The organism is Thermophilibacter immobilis (assembly GCF_015277515.1).
GTDB classification, from domain to species: domain Bacteria; phylum Actinomycetota; class Coriobacteriia; order Coriobacteriales; family Atopobiaceae; genus Thermophilibacter; species Thermophilibacter immobilis.
Map to the genome: position 1 here is coordinate 1,947,611 of NZ_CP063767.1, position 16,041 is coordinate 1,963,651.

13 protein-coding genes, 1 tRNA gene, 1 pseudogene and 1 other annotated feature are annotated in these 16,041 nt (G+C 65.2%); of the genes and pseudogenes, 1 reads left to right on the forward strand and 14 read right to left on the reverse strand.

The annotated features are described in order from the left end of the window. Positions 1 to 2 precede the first annotated feature (2 nt). Positions 3 to 560: a MarR family winged helix-turn-helix transcriptional regulator gene (locus tag INP52_RS08835; protein ID WP_194371006.1), complete on the reverse strand. Its 558-nt coding sequence runs from the start codon at positions 558 to 560 to the stop codon at positions 3 to 5. Between the two features lie 108 nt (positions 561 to 668). Here INP52_RS08835 and INP52_RS08840 point away from each other — a divergent pair, with 108 nt between their 5' ends. Continuing rightward, the gene (locus INP52_RS08840) at positions 669 to 1,490 is read left to right on the forward strand and encodes a biotin--[acetyl-CoA-carboxylase] ligase (protein ID WP_194371010.1); all 822 of its coding nucleotides are present in this window, start codon (positions 669 to 671) and stop codon (positions 1,488 to 1,490) included. Positions 1,491 to 1,887: 397 nt separating this feature from the next. Here INP52_RS08840 and INP52_RS08845 read toward each other — a convergent pair whose 3' ends face one another. From INP52_RS08845 to tuf, 13 genes and pseudogenes are all read right to left on the reverse strand, one after another. After that, positions 1,888 to 6,342 (reverse strand): DNA-directed RNA polymerase subunit beta', encoded by a 4,455-nt coding sequence (locus INP52_RS08845; RefSeq protein ID WP_194371013.1) that lies wholly within the window; start codon positions 6,340 to 6,342, stop codon positions 1,888 to 1,890. A gap of 5 nt (positions 6,343 to 6,347) precedes the next feature. Further along, positions 6,348 to 9,827, reverse strand: coding sequence for a DNA-directed RNA polymerase subunit beta (gene rpoB / locus INP52_RS08850; RefSeq protein WP_194371015.1), 3,480 nt, complete (start codon positions 9,825 to 9,827; stop codon positions 6,348 to 6,350). 290 nt (positions 9,828 to 10,117) lie between these two features. Then, on the reverse strand, positions 10,118 to 10,315 hold the full coding sequence (locus INP52_RS08855) for a YARHG domain-containing protein (RefSeq protein ID WP_194371018.1): 198 nt from the start codon (positions 10,313 to 10,315) through the stop codon (positions 10,118 to 10,120). Between the two features lie 25 nt (positions 10,316 to 10,340). After that, positions 10,341 to 10,769 (reverse strand): annotated as a pseudogene (locus INP52_RS10195) (hypothetical protein); the annotation flags it as partial. 33 nt (positions 10,770 to 10,802) lie between these two features. Then, positions 10,803 to 11,180: a 50S ribosomal protein L7/L12 gene (gene rplL / locus INP52_RS08865; protein ID WP_194371020.1), complete on the reverse strand. Its 378-nt coding sequence runs from the start codon at positions 11,178 to 11,180 to the stop codon at positions 10,803 to 10,805. Between the two features lie 73 nt (positions 11,181 to 11,253). Continuing rightward, positions 11,254 to 11,775 (reverse strand): 50S ribosomal protein L10, encoded by a 522-nt coding sequence (gene rplJ, locus INP52_RS08870; protein ID WP_194371023.1) that lies wholly within the window; start codon positions 11,773 to 11,775, stop codon positions 11,254 to 11,256. A gap of 53 nt (positions 11,776 to 11,828) precedes the next feature. Continuing rightward, positions 11,829 to 11,963: a sequence feature (ribosomal protein L10 leader region), on the reverse strand. Between the two features lie 88 nt (positions 11,964 to 12,051). Next, complete coding sequence (gene rplA, locus INP52_RS08875; protein WP_194371027.1) at positions 12,052 to 12,759, reverse strand: 50S ribosomal protein L1; 708 nt, start codon at positions 12,757 to 12,759, stop codon at positions 12,052 to 12,054. 109 nt (positions 12,760 to 12,868) lie between these two features. Further along, complete coding sequence (gene rplK, locus INP52_RS08880) at positions 12,869 to 13,297, reverse strand: 50S ribosomal protein L11 (RefSeq protein ID WP_194371029.1); 429 nt, start codon at positions 13,295 to 13,297, stop codon at positions 12,869 to 12,871. Between the two features lie 93 nt (positions 13,298 to 13,390). Beyond that, positions 13,391 to 13,939: a transcription termination/antitermination protein NusG gene (gene nusG, locus INP52_RS08885; protein ID WP_194371031.1), complete on the reverse strand. Its 549-nt coding sequence runs from the start codon at positions 13,937 to 13,939 to the stop codon at positions 13,391 to 13,393. Positions 13,940 to 13,941: 2 nt separating this feature from the next. Next, on the reverse strand, positions 13,942 to 14,316 hold the full coding sequence (gene secE, locus INP52_RS08890; protein ID WP_194371033.1) for a preprotein translocase subunit SecE: 375 nt from the start codon (positions 14,314 to 14,316) through the stop codon (positions 13,942 to 13,944). Positions 14,317 to 14,387: 71 nt separating this feature from the next. Beyond that, positions 14,388 to 14,463, reverse strand: a tRNA-Trp gene (locus INP52_RS08895). A 19-nt stretch (positions 14,464 to 14,482) separates the two neighbouring features. Further along, entirely contained in the window at positions 14,483 to 14,632 is a 150-nt protein-coding gene (gene rpmG, locus INP52_RS08900; protein WP_075575821.1) for a 50S ribosomal protein L33, read from the reverse strand. Positions 14,633 to 14,831: 199 nt separating this feature from the next. Further along, a complete protein-coding gene (gene tuf / locus INP52_RS08905) occupies positions 14,832 to 16,037 on the reverse strand; it encodes an elongation factor Tu (protein WP_194371035.1) in 1,206 nt (401 codons plus the stop codon). Positions 16,038 to 16,041: the final 4 nt, after the last annotated feature.

Sequence of the window (16,041 nt, forward strand, 5' to 3'; positions counted from 1 at the left end):
GGCTACAGCGTCTCCCTCTGCTCGGCGTAGAACTGCTCGAGGCGGCGAATGCCCCTGAGGAGCACGGCGCGCTCCTCTGGGCTCATGTCCTTTGCGATGGCCTCCGCCATCTTGCGGTGAAAGATGCTGTGGAGGCGAAAGGCCACCTCTCCCTCGTGCGTCAGGGTGACGTTCACACGGCGGGCGTCGCGCTTGGAGCGGCTCTTCTCGAGAAGGCCCTTGGTCACGAGGCGGTTTACCGCGGAGGTCGCCGAGGGAACGCGGATGCCTAGGGCGTGGGCGATCTGGCTCACGCTCACCGTGCGGTCAACGTGGAGGGTCCGCTCGCCCACCGCCTCGAGCAGGCGGCTCTCGCTCACGGTGATGTCGAGGCCGTGGCCGCGCGAGAGCATCTGGTGCTCGAGGTCCTCGATGGAGCCGTAGGTGAGGGCGAGGCGCTCGTTGAGCTCGCGCACGAACTCCTCGTCGAGCTCCGCCGAAGCGTCGTGCGACGAGGCGACGCGCGGGGAGGGCCCTGCGGCTCTCTGGCCCTTCTCGGCCTTCTCGTCTTGCTCGAACACCCTGCCCCTCCCCTCTGCTAATGTTAACTAGTCAATATCTTTCATTAGTTAGACTAACTAATTAATTTGACGAAGGCTAGTCCCATCACCGAAAGGAGGCCCATCATCATGAGACTTTCACAGGGGCCAGCCCCCCTGCCCCCCGTCGAGGTCGTAGATGAGGCCGCTTCGACGAACGGTGTGATGCGAGAGCGCGGGCTCGACGGAGCGCGTGCGGGTGCCGCACTCCTTGCGCGCAGGCAGACCCGGGGGCGCGGACGACGGGGACATCGATGGGCGTCGGGAGACGGCGGCCTCTATCTCTCCGTTCTGCTGCGACCCGACGTCGACTTCGCGCGTCTGTCCGGGCTCTCCGCCGCCTGCGGACTCGGCGTGCTCGAGGGACTCGAGGAGGCGGGCGCGGGCGGGCGCGACGAGGTCCTGCTCAAGTGGCCCAACGATCTGGTCGCGCGAGGGCGCAAGCTCGGCGGCATCCTCGTCGAGGCGTGGCGCGCGGACGGTACACCCTTCGCGGTCTGCGGGGTCGGCGTCAACGTGGCTGCGCCAAGTGCGGCTGACCTGACGCCGGGTGCCGACGAGCCACATGCGCTCGAGCCCATTGGCCTGGCCGAGATTGACTCAGAGCCACCCGCGCTCGAGTCTCTGGCCAAGCGGGTCCGTGACGGCATTTTTTGGCGGGTTGACGCGTGGGCGTGCGCCGCGCGCGAGCTGGCACCCGACGAGGGGCCGCTCGCGCCTCTGCTCGACGACTACCACGCCCGCCTCGCGCTTCTCGGCGGGCCGGTCGTGGCGCTGTCCCCCGCCGGCGAGCTTCTCGCCCAGGGCGTCTTCTCGCACGTGGACGCCTGGGGGTGCGCCGTCGTTGCCACGCCGAAGGGCCCGAGGCACCTCTCGGCGGAGGAGGCCTCCCTCAGACCCCTCGCGCCCTAGTCCCCGCGGGCCCGACTCCTCCCCCTCCCCCTCTCCCCTCCTCTCGAACGTGCGGCCGCAAAAGACAAGACTCCTCGACTGACAAAAACTCACGAGCCTGTGAGCTGAGAAAACGTCAGACGCTTTTGATTTATCGTTCCAACTTCGACTTTTGCGGCCGCACAAACCGAGGATGACTAGGGTCGAGGGCGACGCCCAGCGGCGTCCACGTCCACGGTAAAGGGACTGAACCGGCAGGGCGGGGCAGGCGCGCGGTGGACGGCCCGGTAGGAGGGTGAGCTCGGCAGAGGGCAGACCCCGCGAGCGGAGCGTGGGGGTGCCGAGGCCTCCACAGAAAAGGGCACCGACCCCCAAGGGGAGCCGGTGCCCGCAGTGAACATTAAGGCAGGAGGAAACGCTACTCCTCGCTGTCGGTCTCGCCCTCGGAATCCTCGGACTCCTGGCGTACGACCTGGGAGAGCAGATCGTCAAGGGAGCCAAGGTCCTCGTTTATGACCTCGGGAGTCCCGGACTCTTCGTCCTCCTCGGCACCGCCGATAAGCTCATCGTCCTCGAAGTGGTGCTTGGAGGGGGCCGCCGTGCCGAGCATGATGTCGGCATCCGCGTCAGGGGAGAAGACCATGTTCAAGAGCTGGGAGAGATCCTCGCTGTCCGCCTCGTCGTCATCAGGCTCCAGAATGTAGAGCAGGCCGCGGGCCTCGAGGCCGTCGCGGAGCTCCTCGATGGCCTTGGCACCGATCCCGTCGATGCGTAGCAGGTCATCCTCGGTCTTGCCAATGAGGTCGCCCACGGTCTCGATGCCCACCTCGCTGAACTTGTTGGTCCAGCGCTGCGAGACGCCGAGGTCGTCGAAGAGATAGAGCTTGGCGTCCTCGCTGGAGAGGGTGCGGCCGTTCTTGGAGTACACGCCGCCAAAGCCGTAGTCGTCGCCGACCCAGTCGAGCTGCTTGGGGAGCTGCTCCTCGATGCCCTTGAGGTCATCGGGCGCCCACTCGGGCAGGCCCTTGGCCAGAGGCGAGGTGGGACCGTCGATCTTGGTGCCGTGGTAGGTGGGTGCCACGTTGTGGTAGGCGGCAAGGCCGGTACCAGCGGGAATCTGCTTGCCCACGATGACGTTGGACTTGAGGTCGAGCAGGTGGTCGACGTCGCCCTCGATGGCGGCCTCGGTGAGGACGCCCGCCGTGCGGATGAACGACGCGCTGGAGAGCCAGGAGTCGATGGAGCTGGCCACCTTGAGCGTGCCCAGGATGACGGGCTCGGCCTCCGGCGGGGTTCCGCCGGCGAGCGCCACGTTGCGCACGGTCTCGGCGAAGACGTAGCGGTCGACGTACTGGCCCAGCAGGTACTGGGAGTCGCCGGGGTTGGTCACCTGGACGCGACGGAGCATCTGACGGGCGATGACCTCGATGTGCTTGTCGTTGAGCTCGACGCCCTGGGAGGTATAGACGTCCTTGACGGACTCCACGAACGTGTGCATCGTCGACTCGATGTCCGTGAGCTTGCGGAGCTTGCGAAAGTTGACGAAGCCGCGCGTGATCTGATCGCCCGCGCGAACCTCGACGCTGTCCTCGACGCCAGGCATGAAGCGGACGGACGCGGGGACGCGCCACTCCTCGATGATGCGGCTCGTGTCCTCGGTGTCGCAAATGCGCAGCAGGTACTCGGTCTGCTCGGGGATGACGCGCAAAAGGCCGCTCACCGGGGCGAGATCGGCCTCGCGGCCTAAGATCTTCTCGTTGACGTTGCCGACGACGTCGAACATGCGGGCGACCGTGGGGAGGCCCTGCGTGATGTCGTCCGCGCCCGCGACACCGCCGGAGTGAATGGTACGCATCGTGAGCTGGGTGCCCGGCTCGCCGATAGACTGGGCGGCGATGATGCCCACCGCCGTGCCGATGTTGACCGGACGGCGCGTGGAGAGGTCCCAGCCGTAGCACTTCTGGCAGATGCCGTGCTTGGACTTGCAGGTGAGAAGGGCACGCAGCTGAATCGTCTTGAGCCCGTGGGCGACGAGTCGATCCAGGTCGTCCTTGGACTCGAGGTAGGTACCCCCGGCGATAAGGACCTCGCCCGTGACGGGGTCGACGATGTCGTTGAGGGCGCAGCGGCCCACGAGGTCGACGTCGACCTCGGTCTCGCCCGGCTTGACGAGCGCATAGGTGACGGCCTCGTCGGTGCCGCAGTCCTCCTCGCGCACAATGACGTCCTGGGCCACGTCGACGAGACGACGGGTCAGGTAGCCGGAGTCGGAGGTGTGCGACGCGGTGTCGACCAGACCCTTGCGGGCGCCGTAGGTGGAGATGAAGTACTCAAGCGGCTGCAGGCCCTCGCGGAAGTTGGCCTTGATGGGCAGGTCGATCGTGTCTCCGGACATGTCGGCCATGAGGCCGCGCATGCCTGCGAGCTGGCGCAGCTGCGTCTTGGAGCCACGGGCGCCGGAGTCGGCCATCATGTAGATGGGGTTGTCCTCGGCAAAGCCCGCGAGCATCTCGGTGCCCAGAAGGTCGGTGCACTCGGTCCAGGCGTTGACGACCTCGATGTGGCGCTCGCGCTCGGAGAGGAAGCCGTCCTCGTAATACTCATTGATCTCGTCGACGCGGCCCTGTGCCTCCTCGAGCAGCTGCGGCTTGTCGTCGGGGATGACGGCGTCCCACACGGAGACGGTCAGACCCGCGACGGTGGCGTAGTGGAAGCCGATCGCCTTGATGGCATCCAAGATGGGCTCGACCGCGGACGTGTCGTAGCGGTCGCAGCAGTCGTTGACCAGGGTGCCAATGTCGCTCTTCACCATCTTGTAGTTGATGAAGGGGTAGTCGGCAGGCAGGCACTGGCGGTTGAAGATGATGCGGCCGACCGTGGTCTCGAAGCGCGCGGCACCCTTGGTGACGTCGTAGTCCTCGGAGGTACCGCGGGCCGTGAGCACGCGAAAGATCTTGCGGTCGCCCTCGACGACGTTGGCATCTGCGGTGGACACGCGCACGATGACGCGCTCCTGCAGGCCGACCTCCTCCTTCATGTCAACGGCGAGCTGGGCGTCCTCGAAGTCGGAGAAGATTCGCATCTCCTCGCTCGGCTCGCCCTTCTCGGTCGTGAGGAAGTACACACCAAAGACCATGTCCTGGGACGGCACGGTCATGACCTTGCCGGACGCGGGGCTGCGCAGGTTGTTGGACGAGAGCATGAGGACGCGGGCCTCGGTCTGGGCCTGCGTGGACAGGGGCACGTGAACCGACATCTGATCGCCGTCGAAGTCGGCGTTGAAGGGGGCACACACGAGCGGGTGCAGGTGGATGGCCTTGCCCTCGACCAGGATCGGCTCGAAGGCCTGGATGGAGAGGCGGTGCAGGGTGGGGGCGCGATTGAGAAGCACCAGGCGGTCCTGGATGACCTCGTCGAGCACGTCCCACACGGCCGGCAGCTGCCGGTCGATCGCGCGCTTGGCGCCCTTGATGTTCTCGACCTTGCCCAGCTCGACGAGGCGGCGCATCACGAACGGCTTGAAGAGCTCAAGCGCCATCTGCGACGGAAGGCCGCACTGGTGGAGCTTGAGGTTCGGGTCGACCACGATGACCGAGCGACCGGAGTAGTCGACGCGCTTGCCCAGAAGGTTCTGGCGGAAGCGGCCCTGCTTGCCCTTGAGCGCCTCGGCGAGCGACTTCAGCGGGCGTCCGCCACGGCCGGTGACGGGACGTCCACGACGGCCGTTGTCAAAGAGGGCGTCGACGGACTCCTGGAGCATGCGCTTCTCGTTGTTGACGATGATCGCGGGAGCGTCCAGGTCGAGCAGACGCTTCAGGCGGTTGTTGCGGTTGATCACGCGGCGGTACAGGTCGTTCAGGTCGGACGCAGCAAAGCGGCCGCCGTCGAGCTGGACCATCGGGCGCAGGTCGGGGGGGATGACCGGCACGACGTCGAGAATCATGTTGGCCGGGTCGTTTCCGCCCTTGAGGAAGGCGTCGACGATCTCCAGGCGCTTGACGGCCTTCTCGCGCTTCTGCTTCTGGGACTCGTCGGAGGAGATGATGGCGCGCAGGGTCGTGGCCTCGGCCTCCAAGTCGATGCCGCGCAGGAGCTCACGCACGGCCTCGGCGCCCATGCCGCCCTTGAAGTAGATGCCGTAGTAGCGCCTGAGCTCCGAGAAGAGGCCATCGTCGGAGATGAGCTCGCGCTCCTCGAGCTGCATGAACTTCTCGTAGGCGTCACGACGCAGCGCCTTCTCCTCCTCGTACTCCTCCTCGAGGTCGGCGATGCCGGCGCGAATCTCGTCGGCGGAGAGGGGCTCGATGTCGCCGAACTCCCCCTCGGGAACCTCGCCCTGCTCCTTGAGGCGCTCGATCTGGTCGTCGCGCTCGGCGTCCAGCTCCTCGAGGTCGGCGGCAAGCTCCTCGCGCAGGTCGTCGGCATCGGCCTCGCGGGCCTCGGTGTCGACGCTCGTGATGATGTAGCTGGCGAAGTACAGGACCTTCTCGAGGTCCTTGCTCTTGATGTCGAGCAGGCGCGCGAGCGGGAAGCTCGCGGGGCTCTTGAAGTACCAGATGTGGCTCACGGGAGCGGCGAGCTCGATGTGGCCCATGCGCTCGCGGCGAACCTTGGCCGTCGTGACCTCCACGCCGCAGCGCTCGCAGACGATGCCGCGGAAGCGGATGCCCTTGTACTTGCCGCAGGCGCACTCCCAGTCCTTGACGGGCCCGAAGATCTTCTCGCAGAACAGACCGTCCTTCTCGGGCTTGAGGGTACGGTAGTTGATGGTCTCGGGCTTCTTGACCTCGCCGCACGACCAGCTGCGGATGCGGTCGGCGGAGGCCAGGGAGATCTTGATCGCGTCGAAATCAGTGGTGTCGAAATCTGCCACAGTCGCTACTCCTTATCGCTGTTCGCGTCGCCCACCAGGACGCTCTTGGCATCCCGGGGCCCGCGGGTGAGTCCGTCGACGAGCTCGGAGGAGACCGGCATGTCGGCGAAGACGTCCACGGCGCTCTCGGCCTCGGCCTGACTCTCCGGCGCCGGGTGCTCGGCGCGCTTCTTGTGGGAGATGGGCTCGATGTCCAGGGCGAGGGAGCGAATCTCCTTGACGAGGACCTTGAAGGACTCGGGAATGCCCGCGGAGGGCACGTTCTCGCCCTTGACGATCGACTCGTAGGTCTTCACGCGACCGTTGGTGTCGTCGGACTTGACCGTGAGGATCTCCTGGAGGACGTTGGCCGCGCCGTAGGCGTACAGGGCCCAGACCTCCATCTCGCCGAAGCGCTGGCCGCCGAACTGGGCCTTGCCGCCCAGGGGCTGCTGCGTGACGAGAGAGTACGGGCCGGTGGAGCGCGCGTGAATCTTGTCGTCGACCATGTGGCCGAGCTTCAGGATGTAGCTCGTTCCCACGGTGATGGGGCTCTTGAAGGCCTCGCCGGTGCGCCCGTCGAACAGGGTGGTCTTGCCGCGCTCGTTGAGCTGCGGCACGAACTCCGCGCGCACGTGCTTGCCGTACTCGAGCGTCGCCTTGTTCATGAGATTGATGTTGGTGCGGCGCAAAACCTCGGCGACGTCATCGTCGGTCGCTCCGTCGAAGACGGGCGTGGCCACGGTGACGGGACCGGGGACGTAGCGCTTGGAGTCGGCGTCCTCGTCGTCCCAGCCGTGGGCGGCGCCCCAGCCAAGATGGCACTCGAGGAGCTGGCCCACGTTCATGCGGGACGGGACGCCCAAGGGGTCGAGAAGGACGTCGACGGGCGTGCCGTCGGCCATGTAGGGCATGTCCTCGACCGGCAAGACGTTGCAGACGACGCCCTTGTTGCCGTGACGACCGGAGATCTTGTCGCCCTGCTGGATCTTGCGGCGCTGGGCCACAAAGACGCGGACGAGCTCGTTGACTCCGGGCGGCAGGTCATCGCCGGCCTCTCGGCTGAAGCGAATCACGTCGACAACGCGGCCGTAGGCGCCGTGCGGCATCTTGAGGGAGGTGTCGCGCACGTCGTGGGCCTTGGCGCCAAAGATGGCGCGCAGCAGACGCTCCTCGGCCGTAAGGGCCGTCTCGCCCTTGGGCGTGACCTTGCCGACGAGGATGTCACCGGGGCCGACCTCGGCGCCGATGCGGATGATGCCGTCATCGTCGAGGTTGGCGAGCATGTCCTCGGAGAGGTTCGGGATCTCGCGGGTGATCTCCTCGGGACCGAGCTTGGTGTCGCGAGCGTCGATCTCGTGACGGGAGATGTTGACCGAGGTCAGAAGGTCGTCTTGCACCACGCGCTCGGAGACGACGATGCCGTCCTCGTAGTTGAAGCCCTCCCAGGGCATGTAGGCCACGGTGAGGTTGGCACCCAGGGCCAGCTCGGCGTGATCGATCGAGGTGCCGTCGGCGAGCGACTGGCCAGCCTCGACCTTATCGCCGGCGTGGACCGTCGGGCGGTGGTTGATGCAGGTCGACTGATTGGAGCGCTCGTACTTGGGCAGGTCGAAGCGCTCGGAGCCATGCTCCTCGGAGTAGACGGTCACGTGTGCGGCATCGACCTCGGAGACGGTACCCGCGTGCGCGGCGCAGATGAGCTCGCCGGAGTCGAGCGCGGCGCGCTCCTCCATGCCCGTGCCCACGTACGGGGCGTGCGCGCGAATCAGGGGCACGGCCTGGCGCTGCATGTTGGCGCCCATGAGGGTGCGCTTGGCGTCATCGTGCTCGAGGAACGGGATGAGGTTCGCGGCCACCGAGAGCATCTGGCGCGGCGAGACATCCATGTAGTCGACGTCTTTGACGCTGACCTGGGCGGGCGCGCCAAAGGAGCCGTCGAAGTCGCGGGTGCGGGCGATGACGCGGTCGGGGTTGGTGACGTTACCCTTGGCATCGACCTCGATAAACTGGCGAGTCTTGGGGTCGAACGGAGTGTCGGCGGGAGCGATGTGGTGCGACTCCTCCTCGTCGGCCGTCATCCAGTCGATCGTGTCGGTGACCCTGCCGTCCTCGACGCGACGGTACGGTGCCTCGATGAAGCCATAGGAGTTGACGTGCGCATAGAGCGCGAGCGAGCCGATGAGACCGATGTTGGGGCCCTCAGGCGTCTCGATCGGGCACATGCGCGAGTAGTGCGAATTGTGGACGTCGCGGACGGCCGTGGGCACGTTGGTGCGGCGGCTCGAGCCGGACTTGTGGCCCGCCAGGCCGCCCGGGCCCAGGGCCGAGAGGCGACGCTTGTGGGTGAGACCGTCAAGGGGGTTGGACTGGCCCATGAACTGGGACAGCTGAGAGGAGCCAAAGAACTCCTTGATGGCCGCCACGACCGGGCGGATGTTGATGAGCGACTGCGGCGTGATGTCATCGGCGTCCTGCGAGGCCATGCGCTCGCGCACGACGCGCTCCATGCGGCTCATGCCGATGCGGAACTGGTTCTGGACGAGCTCGCCGACGGTGCGGACGCGACGGTTGCCAAAGTGGTCGATGTCGTCGAGGCGCTTGGACTCGTCGCCGTTGTGCAGGGCCAGGAGGTAGCGCAGGGCCTCCACGATGTCCTCCTGAGTGAGGACCTTCTGCGTGGGCTCGAGGTCGAGCCCGAGCTTCTTGTTGACCTTGTAGCGACCGACCTTGGCGAGGTCGTAGCGCTGCGCGTTGAAGTAGAGACCGTCGAGAAGCGAGCGGGCGGAGTCGACCGTGGGGGGCTCGCCGGGGCGCTGGCGACGGTAGATCTCCAGCAGGGAGTCCTCGCGGGTGGTGGCGGTGTCGCGCTCGAGGGTGTTGCGCACCACGTCGGAGTCGCCCAGAAGCGAGAGGAGCTCGTCGTCGGTCTCGGCGATGCCCAGGGCGCGCAGGAACATGGTCGCGGACTGGCGGCGCTTGCGGTCAATGGAGACCACCAGGTGGCCGCGCTTGTCGACCTCGAACTCGAGCCACGCGCCGCGCGCGGGGATGAACTGGGCCCGATGGACGCGCACGCCGTTGTCGATCTCGGACGAGAAGTACACGCCCGGGGAACGCACGAGCTGGGACACCACGACGCGCTCGGTGCCGTTGATGACGAAGGTGCCGCGGTCGGTCATGAGCGGGAAGTCGCCCATGAAGACGAGCTGCTCCTTGATCTCGCCCGTCTCGAGGTTGGCGAAGCGCACGTCAACGAAGAGGGGCGCCTGATAGGAGATGTCCTTGGCGCGGCACTCCGCGACCGTGTGGGCGGGGTCACCAAACTGATGGTCGCCAAAGACGACCTGCATGGTGTGAGCATTGTTCTCGATCGGAGAGAACTCGGAGAAGGACTCAGCGAGCCCCTCGCCCATGAAGTGCTCGAACGACTCCCTCTGAACGGAGATGAGATTTGGCAGTTCCATAGCCGGAGCAATCTTGCTAAAGGTCTTGCGTCCGGTCATGCCTTGTGGTTTCGTAAAAGAGGTCTTCTTCGCGGTAGACACCAGGCTTTTCCTCCTTCAAAAGGGTGGAAGGTGGTAATTGTCGCAACCTAATAATCTACCGAAAGCCCTCGCGAGGGTCAATGAAAAGCCTTGACTTGCACCCTCTCTTCGATTAGCTTTTTGGGCTTGACCCATCTGAGCTGCGGAATCGTTATTCTCACGTGCTCCGAATATGGCGGTTCTGTGAGTGGCGGGGTAGGCATCACGATGCGTTCCCGCCGTTGAGGCATGAGCTCACACGCAGGGGCCTAGAGGTGAGGCGAGCCGCGAGACCCCTCGATGGCAGAGATGGCGTCCGCGTTGGCCTGCTCGGTGACGTTGAGCTGATTGATCAGCCCGTCGAACTCCTCGGGAGTGTACGTCTGGCGGTACCAGGTCTTCTCGTCGAAGTACGTCTGGAGGGTGAAGGCGGGGGGAGCGCCTGCCGTGACGGGCGTAAGTCTCATTGCGGGCCAGCCAGAGCTCATCGGTCGAGAGCTTCTCGAGCCCCGCGCTCGAGTAAATGCGCGCGTTGCTCTGGGCGAGCAGACAGTCGTCCGTCGAGGATGCGTCAGAGTCCTTGTCGGCGTCGGACGAGTCCTCGTCCGTTGGCGGGGCGGCCTCCTCCGTCTGGTCCGGGGTCGTCTCGGAGGTCTTCTGCGCCGGCTCGGCAGTCGTCGACGCGGGCTCGCTCGAGGTGCTCAGGGACACAAAGACGGCCACCAAGACCACCTGCGCCCCTCGATGCGCGCGGGAATCCGGGGCTGGGGCACGTCTACGATGCGCTTGCGCAGGAACGGGGCCCTGTGGCAGACTGCGGGGACCGTGCACGTGCCACAGCGCGGGATTCGTGAGCGCGCTGAGAAGAACGCCGCGGGCCGCCGCGCAAAAAGGGGCCGGGCCCAAAGGCCCGACCCCCACAAGATCCGTGCGCGAAACCCGAGTAACGAGAAGTTACTTGAGGGTGACGGAGGCGCCGGCCTCCTCGAGCTGCTTCTTGGCGGCCTCGGCGTCCTCCTTCTTGGCGCCCTCGAGGACGGCCTTGGGGGCGCTCTCGACGACATCCTTGGCCTCCTTGAGGCCGAGGCTGGTCAGCGAGCGAACGACCTTGATGACGGCGATCTTGTTGTCGCCGAAGGACTCGAGGACCACGTCAAAATTGGTCTTCTCCTCCTCCTCTTCGGCAGCGGCGGCCGGGGCAGCAGCGGCAACGGCGACGGGGGCGGCAGCGGAGACGCCAAAGACGTCCTCCAGCTCGTGGACGAGCTCGGAGAGCTCAAGGGCGGGCATCTCCTTGAGGGCCTCGACGATCTCTTCCTTGGTGACAGCCATGTCAATTCTCCTTCTGTAGCGGGCGCGGGCGCGCCCGGGTCATATGGGGTGGTACGACGTGCGACGTGCGTGCCTAGGCGGCGTTCTTCTGGTCGGCGACGGCCTGAAGGGCCGTTGCGAGGCCTCGGGCGGGACCGGCGCAGACCTGGGCGATGCCGGACAGCGGGCTGCCGATGACGTAGACGAGCTTGGCCAGGAGCTCCTCGCGGGAGGGCAGGTCAGCATAGGCCTGGGCGTTCTCGGCGGAGAGGGCCTTGCCGTCAGCGATGCCGCCGACAAAGGCCATCTTCTTGAGCTTCTCGGACTGTTCCTTGATCACCTTGGCGGCGTCGACGGGATCCTTCTCGTAGAAGACGTAGGCGCAGGTACCGGACAGCTGCTCGTCGATCTGGGGCATCTCGGCGTTCTTGAGGGCGATCTTGACGATGTTGTTCTTGTACACCTTCATGTGGGCGCCTGCAGCCGTCAGCGCGCGACGGACCTCCTGAGTCTCCTTGACGGAGAGCCCCTGGTAATCCACGACGAAGACGCCCTTGGAGGCCTCGAGGGAGACGGCGACCTTGTCGAGCATGGCTTGGTTGGACTGGGATGGCATGGTTAGTACACCTCCTTGATTGCAATCGGGCACGAACCGCCAACGCGGGCGGGCCCTTCACAGGAAAGGCCCCGCTTTGCAACCAAAGCGGGGCCTTCAGAATGCAATCTCTGAGACCACCTCGGCAGGCAGGTTTCCCCTTTGAGCCTTTCGGCACCGGCTGTCTTTGGCAGCGGACGTGCGACGTACGAAACGGCGAGACGGTCATCTCGCGCAGGCCACATTGTGGCACGCCGCGAGACCCTCGTCAAGCTGGCGAGAAAGACGCGAGAGGAGCTAGTCCTCCATGAAGTCGCGCGTCTTGGAGGAGTCGACCTTGACGCCCGTGCCCATCGTGCTGGAGACGACGATGGACTTGACGTACTTGCCCTTGGCGCTCGACGGCTTCACGCGCAGGAGCTCGGTGAGCAGGGCGGCGTAGTTCTCGACGAGCTGGGAGAGCTCGAAGGAGGCCTTACCCATGGGCACGTGGCAGATGCCATAGCGGTCAGCGCGGTACTCCACGCGACCGGCCTTGAGCTCCTCGACCATCTTGGTGACGTCCATGGTAACCGTGCCGAGCTTGGGGTTGGGCATGAGGCCGCGGGGACCGAGAATCTTGCCGAGCCGTCCGACCTTGCCCATCATGTTGGGCGTGGCGATCGCGGCGTCGAAGTCGAGGTTGCCGGCCTGGATCTGGGCGACGAGGTCATCGGAGCCCACGATGTCGGCGCCAGCGGCCTCGGCCTCGCGTGCCTTCTCGCCCTCGGCGAAGACGGCGACGCGCACGGTCTTGCCCGTGCCATGGGGAAGCGAGATGGAGCCGCGGATGTTCTGGTCCGCCTTGCGGGTGTCGACGCCCAGGCGGATGGCCACCTCGACGGTCTCGTCGAACTTGGCCGAGGAGAGCTCCTTGACCAGACCCATGGCCTCCTTGGGGGTGTAGAGCTTGGACTGCTCGACCTTCTTGGTCGCGGCCCGGTAGTTCTTTCCGTGCTTTGCCATGTTGCTACCTCCTGTGGTCAGCGGGCGTGCTGCCCTCCCACATCTTGGCGGGCGAAGGCCCGCGTCCTGAAAGGAATGCCCCGAGGGGCGTCGTGCTCGAGCGCGCCGACTACTCGGCGATGGTCACGCCCATGGAGCGGGCGGTACCGGCGACGATCTTCTTGGCAGCGTCGATGTCGTTGGCGTTGAGGTCCGGCATCTTGATCTCGGCGATCTTGGTGAGCTGCTCGTCGGTCAGCTGGCCGACCTTGTCGCGCTGGGGAACGCCGGAGCCACCCTTGAGACCGAGCTCCTTCTTGATGAGCTGGGCCGCGGGGGGCGTCTTGCAGATGAAGTCGAAGGTGCGGTCCTCGTAGACCGTGATCTCGACCGGGATGATGTCGCCTTGCTTGTCTGCCGTGGCGGAGTTGAACGCCTGGCAGAACTGCATGATGTTGACCTGGGCAGCGCCGAGGGCGGGGCCGACGGGAGGAGCCGGGTTGGCGGCGCCAGCCGGAATCTGAAGCTTGATGAAGTGCGTGACCTTCTTCTTGGCCATGATGTCCCTCCTGGGGAGTCGAGCGGAAAACCTACTATCAGTGTCGCTGCGCCCGAGAAGCAATCCTCACCGATACCGGGCGCGCGGAAACCCCTAGCTTATGGCCGTCACCTGGTCGAGCGTGAGCTCGACGGGAGTCTCGCGGCCAAAGATCATGAGCATGACCTTGACCTTGCCGGACTCGGCCATGACCTCCGAGATCTGGCCGTCGAAGTCCGCCAGAGGGCCCGAGAGCACCTTGACGGACTGGCCCACCTCGAGGTTGGTGGCGGTACGCTTGGGCACCACGACGCTGTCCCCGCGCGCACCCGTGCGGCGCATGATCTTGTTGAACTCCTCGCGGCGCAGCGGCGTGGGCTTGCCGTCCAGCCCCACGAAGCCCGTGACGCCGGGCGTGTTGCGCACGACGGCCCAGGTGTTGTCATCGACCTCCATGCGCACGAGGACGTAGCTCGGGAAGACCTTTGACTCCTTGGTCTCGCGCTTGCCGCCGTCCTTGATCTCCGTGACCTCCTCGGTCGGAATCTGGATGTCCACGACCTTGTCCTCGAGGCCGTAGATCTCGATGCGGTGCTCGAGGTCGGCCTTGACCTTGTTCTCGTAGCCCGAGTAGGTGTGAATCACATACCAGCGCTTAGCCATCTCTACCCTCTCAGACTCGTGAAGCCGACAAGTGCGGCCACGATACCGGAATCGACCAACCAGAGAAGCACCCCAAAGACGACCAGCATGATGATGATCGCAATCGAGTAGGTCTTGAGCTCGTCGCGAGAGGGCCATACGACCCGGCGCATCTCGGAGCGCACGTCGCCTAGATAGGTGCGGAAGCGACGAAGGAGGCCTGGCTTCTTGTCGGGCTTCTTGTCGGGCTTCTTCTCCGTCTTGGCGGGAGCCTTGGCAGGGACCTTCTTGCTCCCCTGAGTCTCAGGCACCGAAGCAGCCTGAGCGGCCTCGACCCGGGCGCGCTCTTCGGCACGTGCCTTGCGGGCGCTTCTCTTGCTACGGTCCTTGTTCGCCATCCCTCGACTCCCTCAAAGTGTGCCTTACATAGAAACCGGCTAACCCCGAGGGGAAAGCCGGTGGTGAAGTCTGGCAGGCCAGGAAGGATTCGAACCCTCAACAAACGGTTTTGGAGACCGCCGCTCTACCATTGGAGCTACTGGCCTGTGATGAAAGCCCACCCGTTTAGCGGGTCTCCCGGTGAAGTGTGTGCTTGTGGCACCACGGGCAGTACTTCTTCAACTCCATGCGATCGGGGTTGTTGGACTTGTTCTTATCCGTGGTGTAGTTGCGACGCTTGCACTCGGTGCATGCGAGGGTAACCAGAGTACGCATGAATCCTCCTGAACAACTTTTCGTTCGGTGGAAGGTCTCCCTCGAACGTGACGCGGTGGTATACGCTACCATCCCGTGGCCAAAGCTGTCAACCTCCCGTGTGTCCTGCACATCTTCTCACAAAAATACCAAAGAGACGGGCAAGAAAAAGGACCCGACGTCCCAAGGGCGCCGGGTCCGATGCTCGCTAAGAATCTAGCTAGTCGGTGATCGTGGAGACACGCCCGTCGCCGACGGTGTGGCCACCCTCGCGGATGGCGAACTTGAGGCCCTGCTCCATGGCGATGGCGTGGATGAGCTCGCAGGTGACCGTGATGTGGTCGCCCGGCATGGCCATCTCGACCTTGTTGCCGTTGGAGTCGGTGAGCTCGGTGATGTCGCCCGTGATGTCCGTGGTGCGGAAGTAGAACTGCGGACGATAGCCGGCAAAGAACGGGGTGTGACGGCCGCCCTCCTCCTTGGTCAGGACGTAGATCTCGCCGGTGAAGCACTTGTGGGGGTCGACCGAGCCGGGCTTGCAGAGAACCTGGCCGCGCTCGATGTCCTCGCGCTTGATGCCGCGCAGGAGGATGCCCACGTTGTCGCCGGCCTCGCAGAAGTCCATGGTCTTGCGGAACATCTCGATGCCCGTGGCCGTGGAGGTCTGCGTAGGCTTGATGCCCACAATCTCGACGGTCTCGTTGAGCTTGAGCTCGCCGCGCTCGACACGACCGGTGGCAACGGTGCCGCGGCCGGAGATGGTCATGACGTCCTCGATGGCCATCAGGAAGGGCTTGTCGTTGTCGCGCGGGGGCGTGGGGATGTAGGAGTCCACGGCGTGCATGAGCTCGATGATGGAGTCGACCCACTTCTGCTCGCCGTTGAGGGCACCCAGAGCGGAGCCGCGGATGATGGGGGTATCGTCTCCGGGGAAGCCGTACTCGGTGAGAAGGTCACGGGTCTCCATCTCGACGAGGTCAATAAGCTCCTCGTCGTCGACCATGTCACACTTGTTCAGGAAGACGATGATGTAGGGCACGCCGACCTGACGGGCGAGCAGGATGTGCTCGCGGGTCTGGGCCATGGGGCCGTCGGTGGCGGCGATGACCAGGATGGCACCGTCCATCTGGGCGGCACCGGAGATCATGTTCTTGATGTAGTCGGCGTGGCCCGGGCAGTCGACGTGGGCGTAGTGGCGCTCCCAGGTCTCGTACTCGATGTGGGCGACGTTGATGGTAATGCCGCGCTGACGCTCCTCGGGGGCCTTGTCGATGTTCTCGAAGGCCGTGAAGTCTGCCTTGCAGCCGGGGGTCTCAGAGAGAACCTTGGTGATTGCGGCCGTCGTGGTGGTCTTGCCGTGGTCGACGTGACCAATCGTACCGATGTTTACGTGCGGCTTAGAACGATCGAACTTCTCCTTGGCCATTGCC

What these genes read in the sequence shown, in the direction of transcription:
- tuf (WP_194371035.1), bottom strand. Translation starts at nt 16,037, where the DNA reads ATGGCCAAGGAGAAGTTCGATCGTTCTAAGCCGCACGTAAACATCGGT.
- rpmG (WP_075575821.1), bottom strand. Translation starts at nt 14,632, where the DNA reads ATGCGTACTCTGGTTACCCTCGCATGCACCGAGTGCAAGCGTCGCAAC.
- rplA (WP_194371027.1), bottom strand. Translation starts at nt 12,759, where the DNA reads ATGGCAAAGCACGGAAAGAACTACCGGGCCGCGACCAAGAAGGTCGAG.
- nusG (WP_194371031.1), bottom strand. Translation starts at nt 13,939, where the DNA reads ATGGCTAAGCGCTGGTATGTGATTCACACCTACTCGGGCTACGAGAAC.
- rplK (WP_194371029.1), bottom strand. Translation starts at nt 13,297, where the DNA reads ATGGCCAAGAAGAAGGTCACGCACTTCATCAAGCTTCAGATTCCGGCT.
- rpoB (WP_194371015.1), bottom strand. Translation starts at nt 9,827, where the DNA reads ATGACCGGACGCAAGACCTTTAGCAAGATTGCTCCGGCTATGGAACTG.
- rplJ (WP_194371023.1), bottom strand. Translation starts at nt 11,775, where the DNA reads ATGCCATCCCAGTCCAACCAAGCCATGCTCGACAAGGTCGCCGTCTCC.
- rplL (WP_194371020.1), bottom strand. Translation starts at nt 11,180, where the DNA reads ATGGCTGTCACCAAGGAAGAGATCGTCGAGGCCCTCAAGGAGATGCCC.
- secE (WP_194371033.1), bottom strand. Translation starts at nt 14,316, where the DNA reads ATGGCGAACAAGGACCGTAGCAAGAGAAGCGCCCGCAAGGCACGTGCC.
- INP52_RS08855 (WP_194371018.1), bottom strand. Translation starts at nt 10,315, where the DNA reads ATGAGACTTACGCCCGTCACGGCAGGCGCTCCCCCCGCCTTCACCCTC.
- INP52_RS08840 (WP_194371010.1), top strand. Translation starts at nt 669, where the DNA reads ATGAGACTTTCACAGGGGCCAGCCCCCCTGCCCCCCGTCGAGGTCGTA.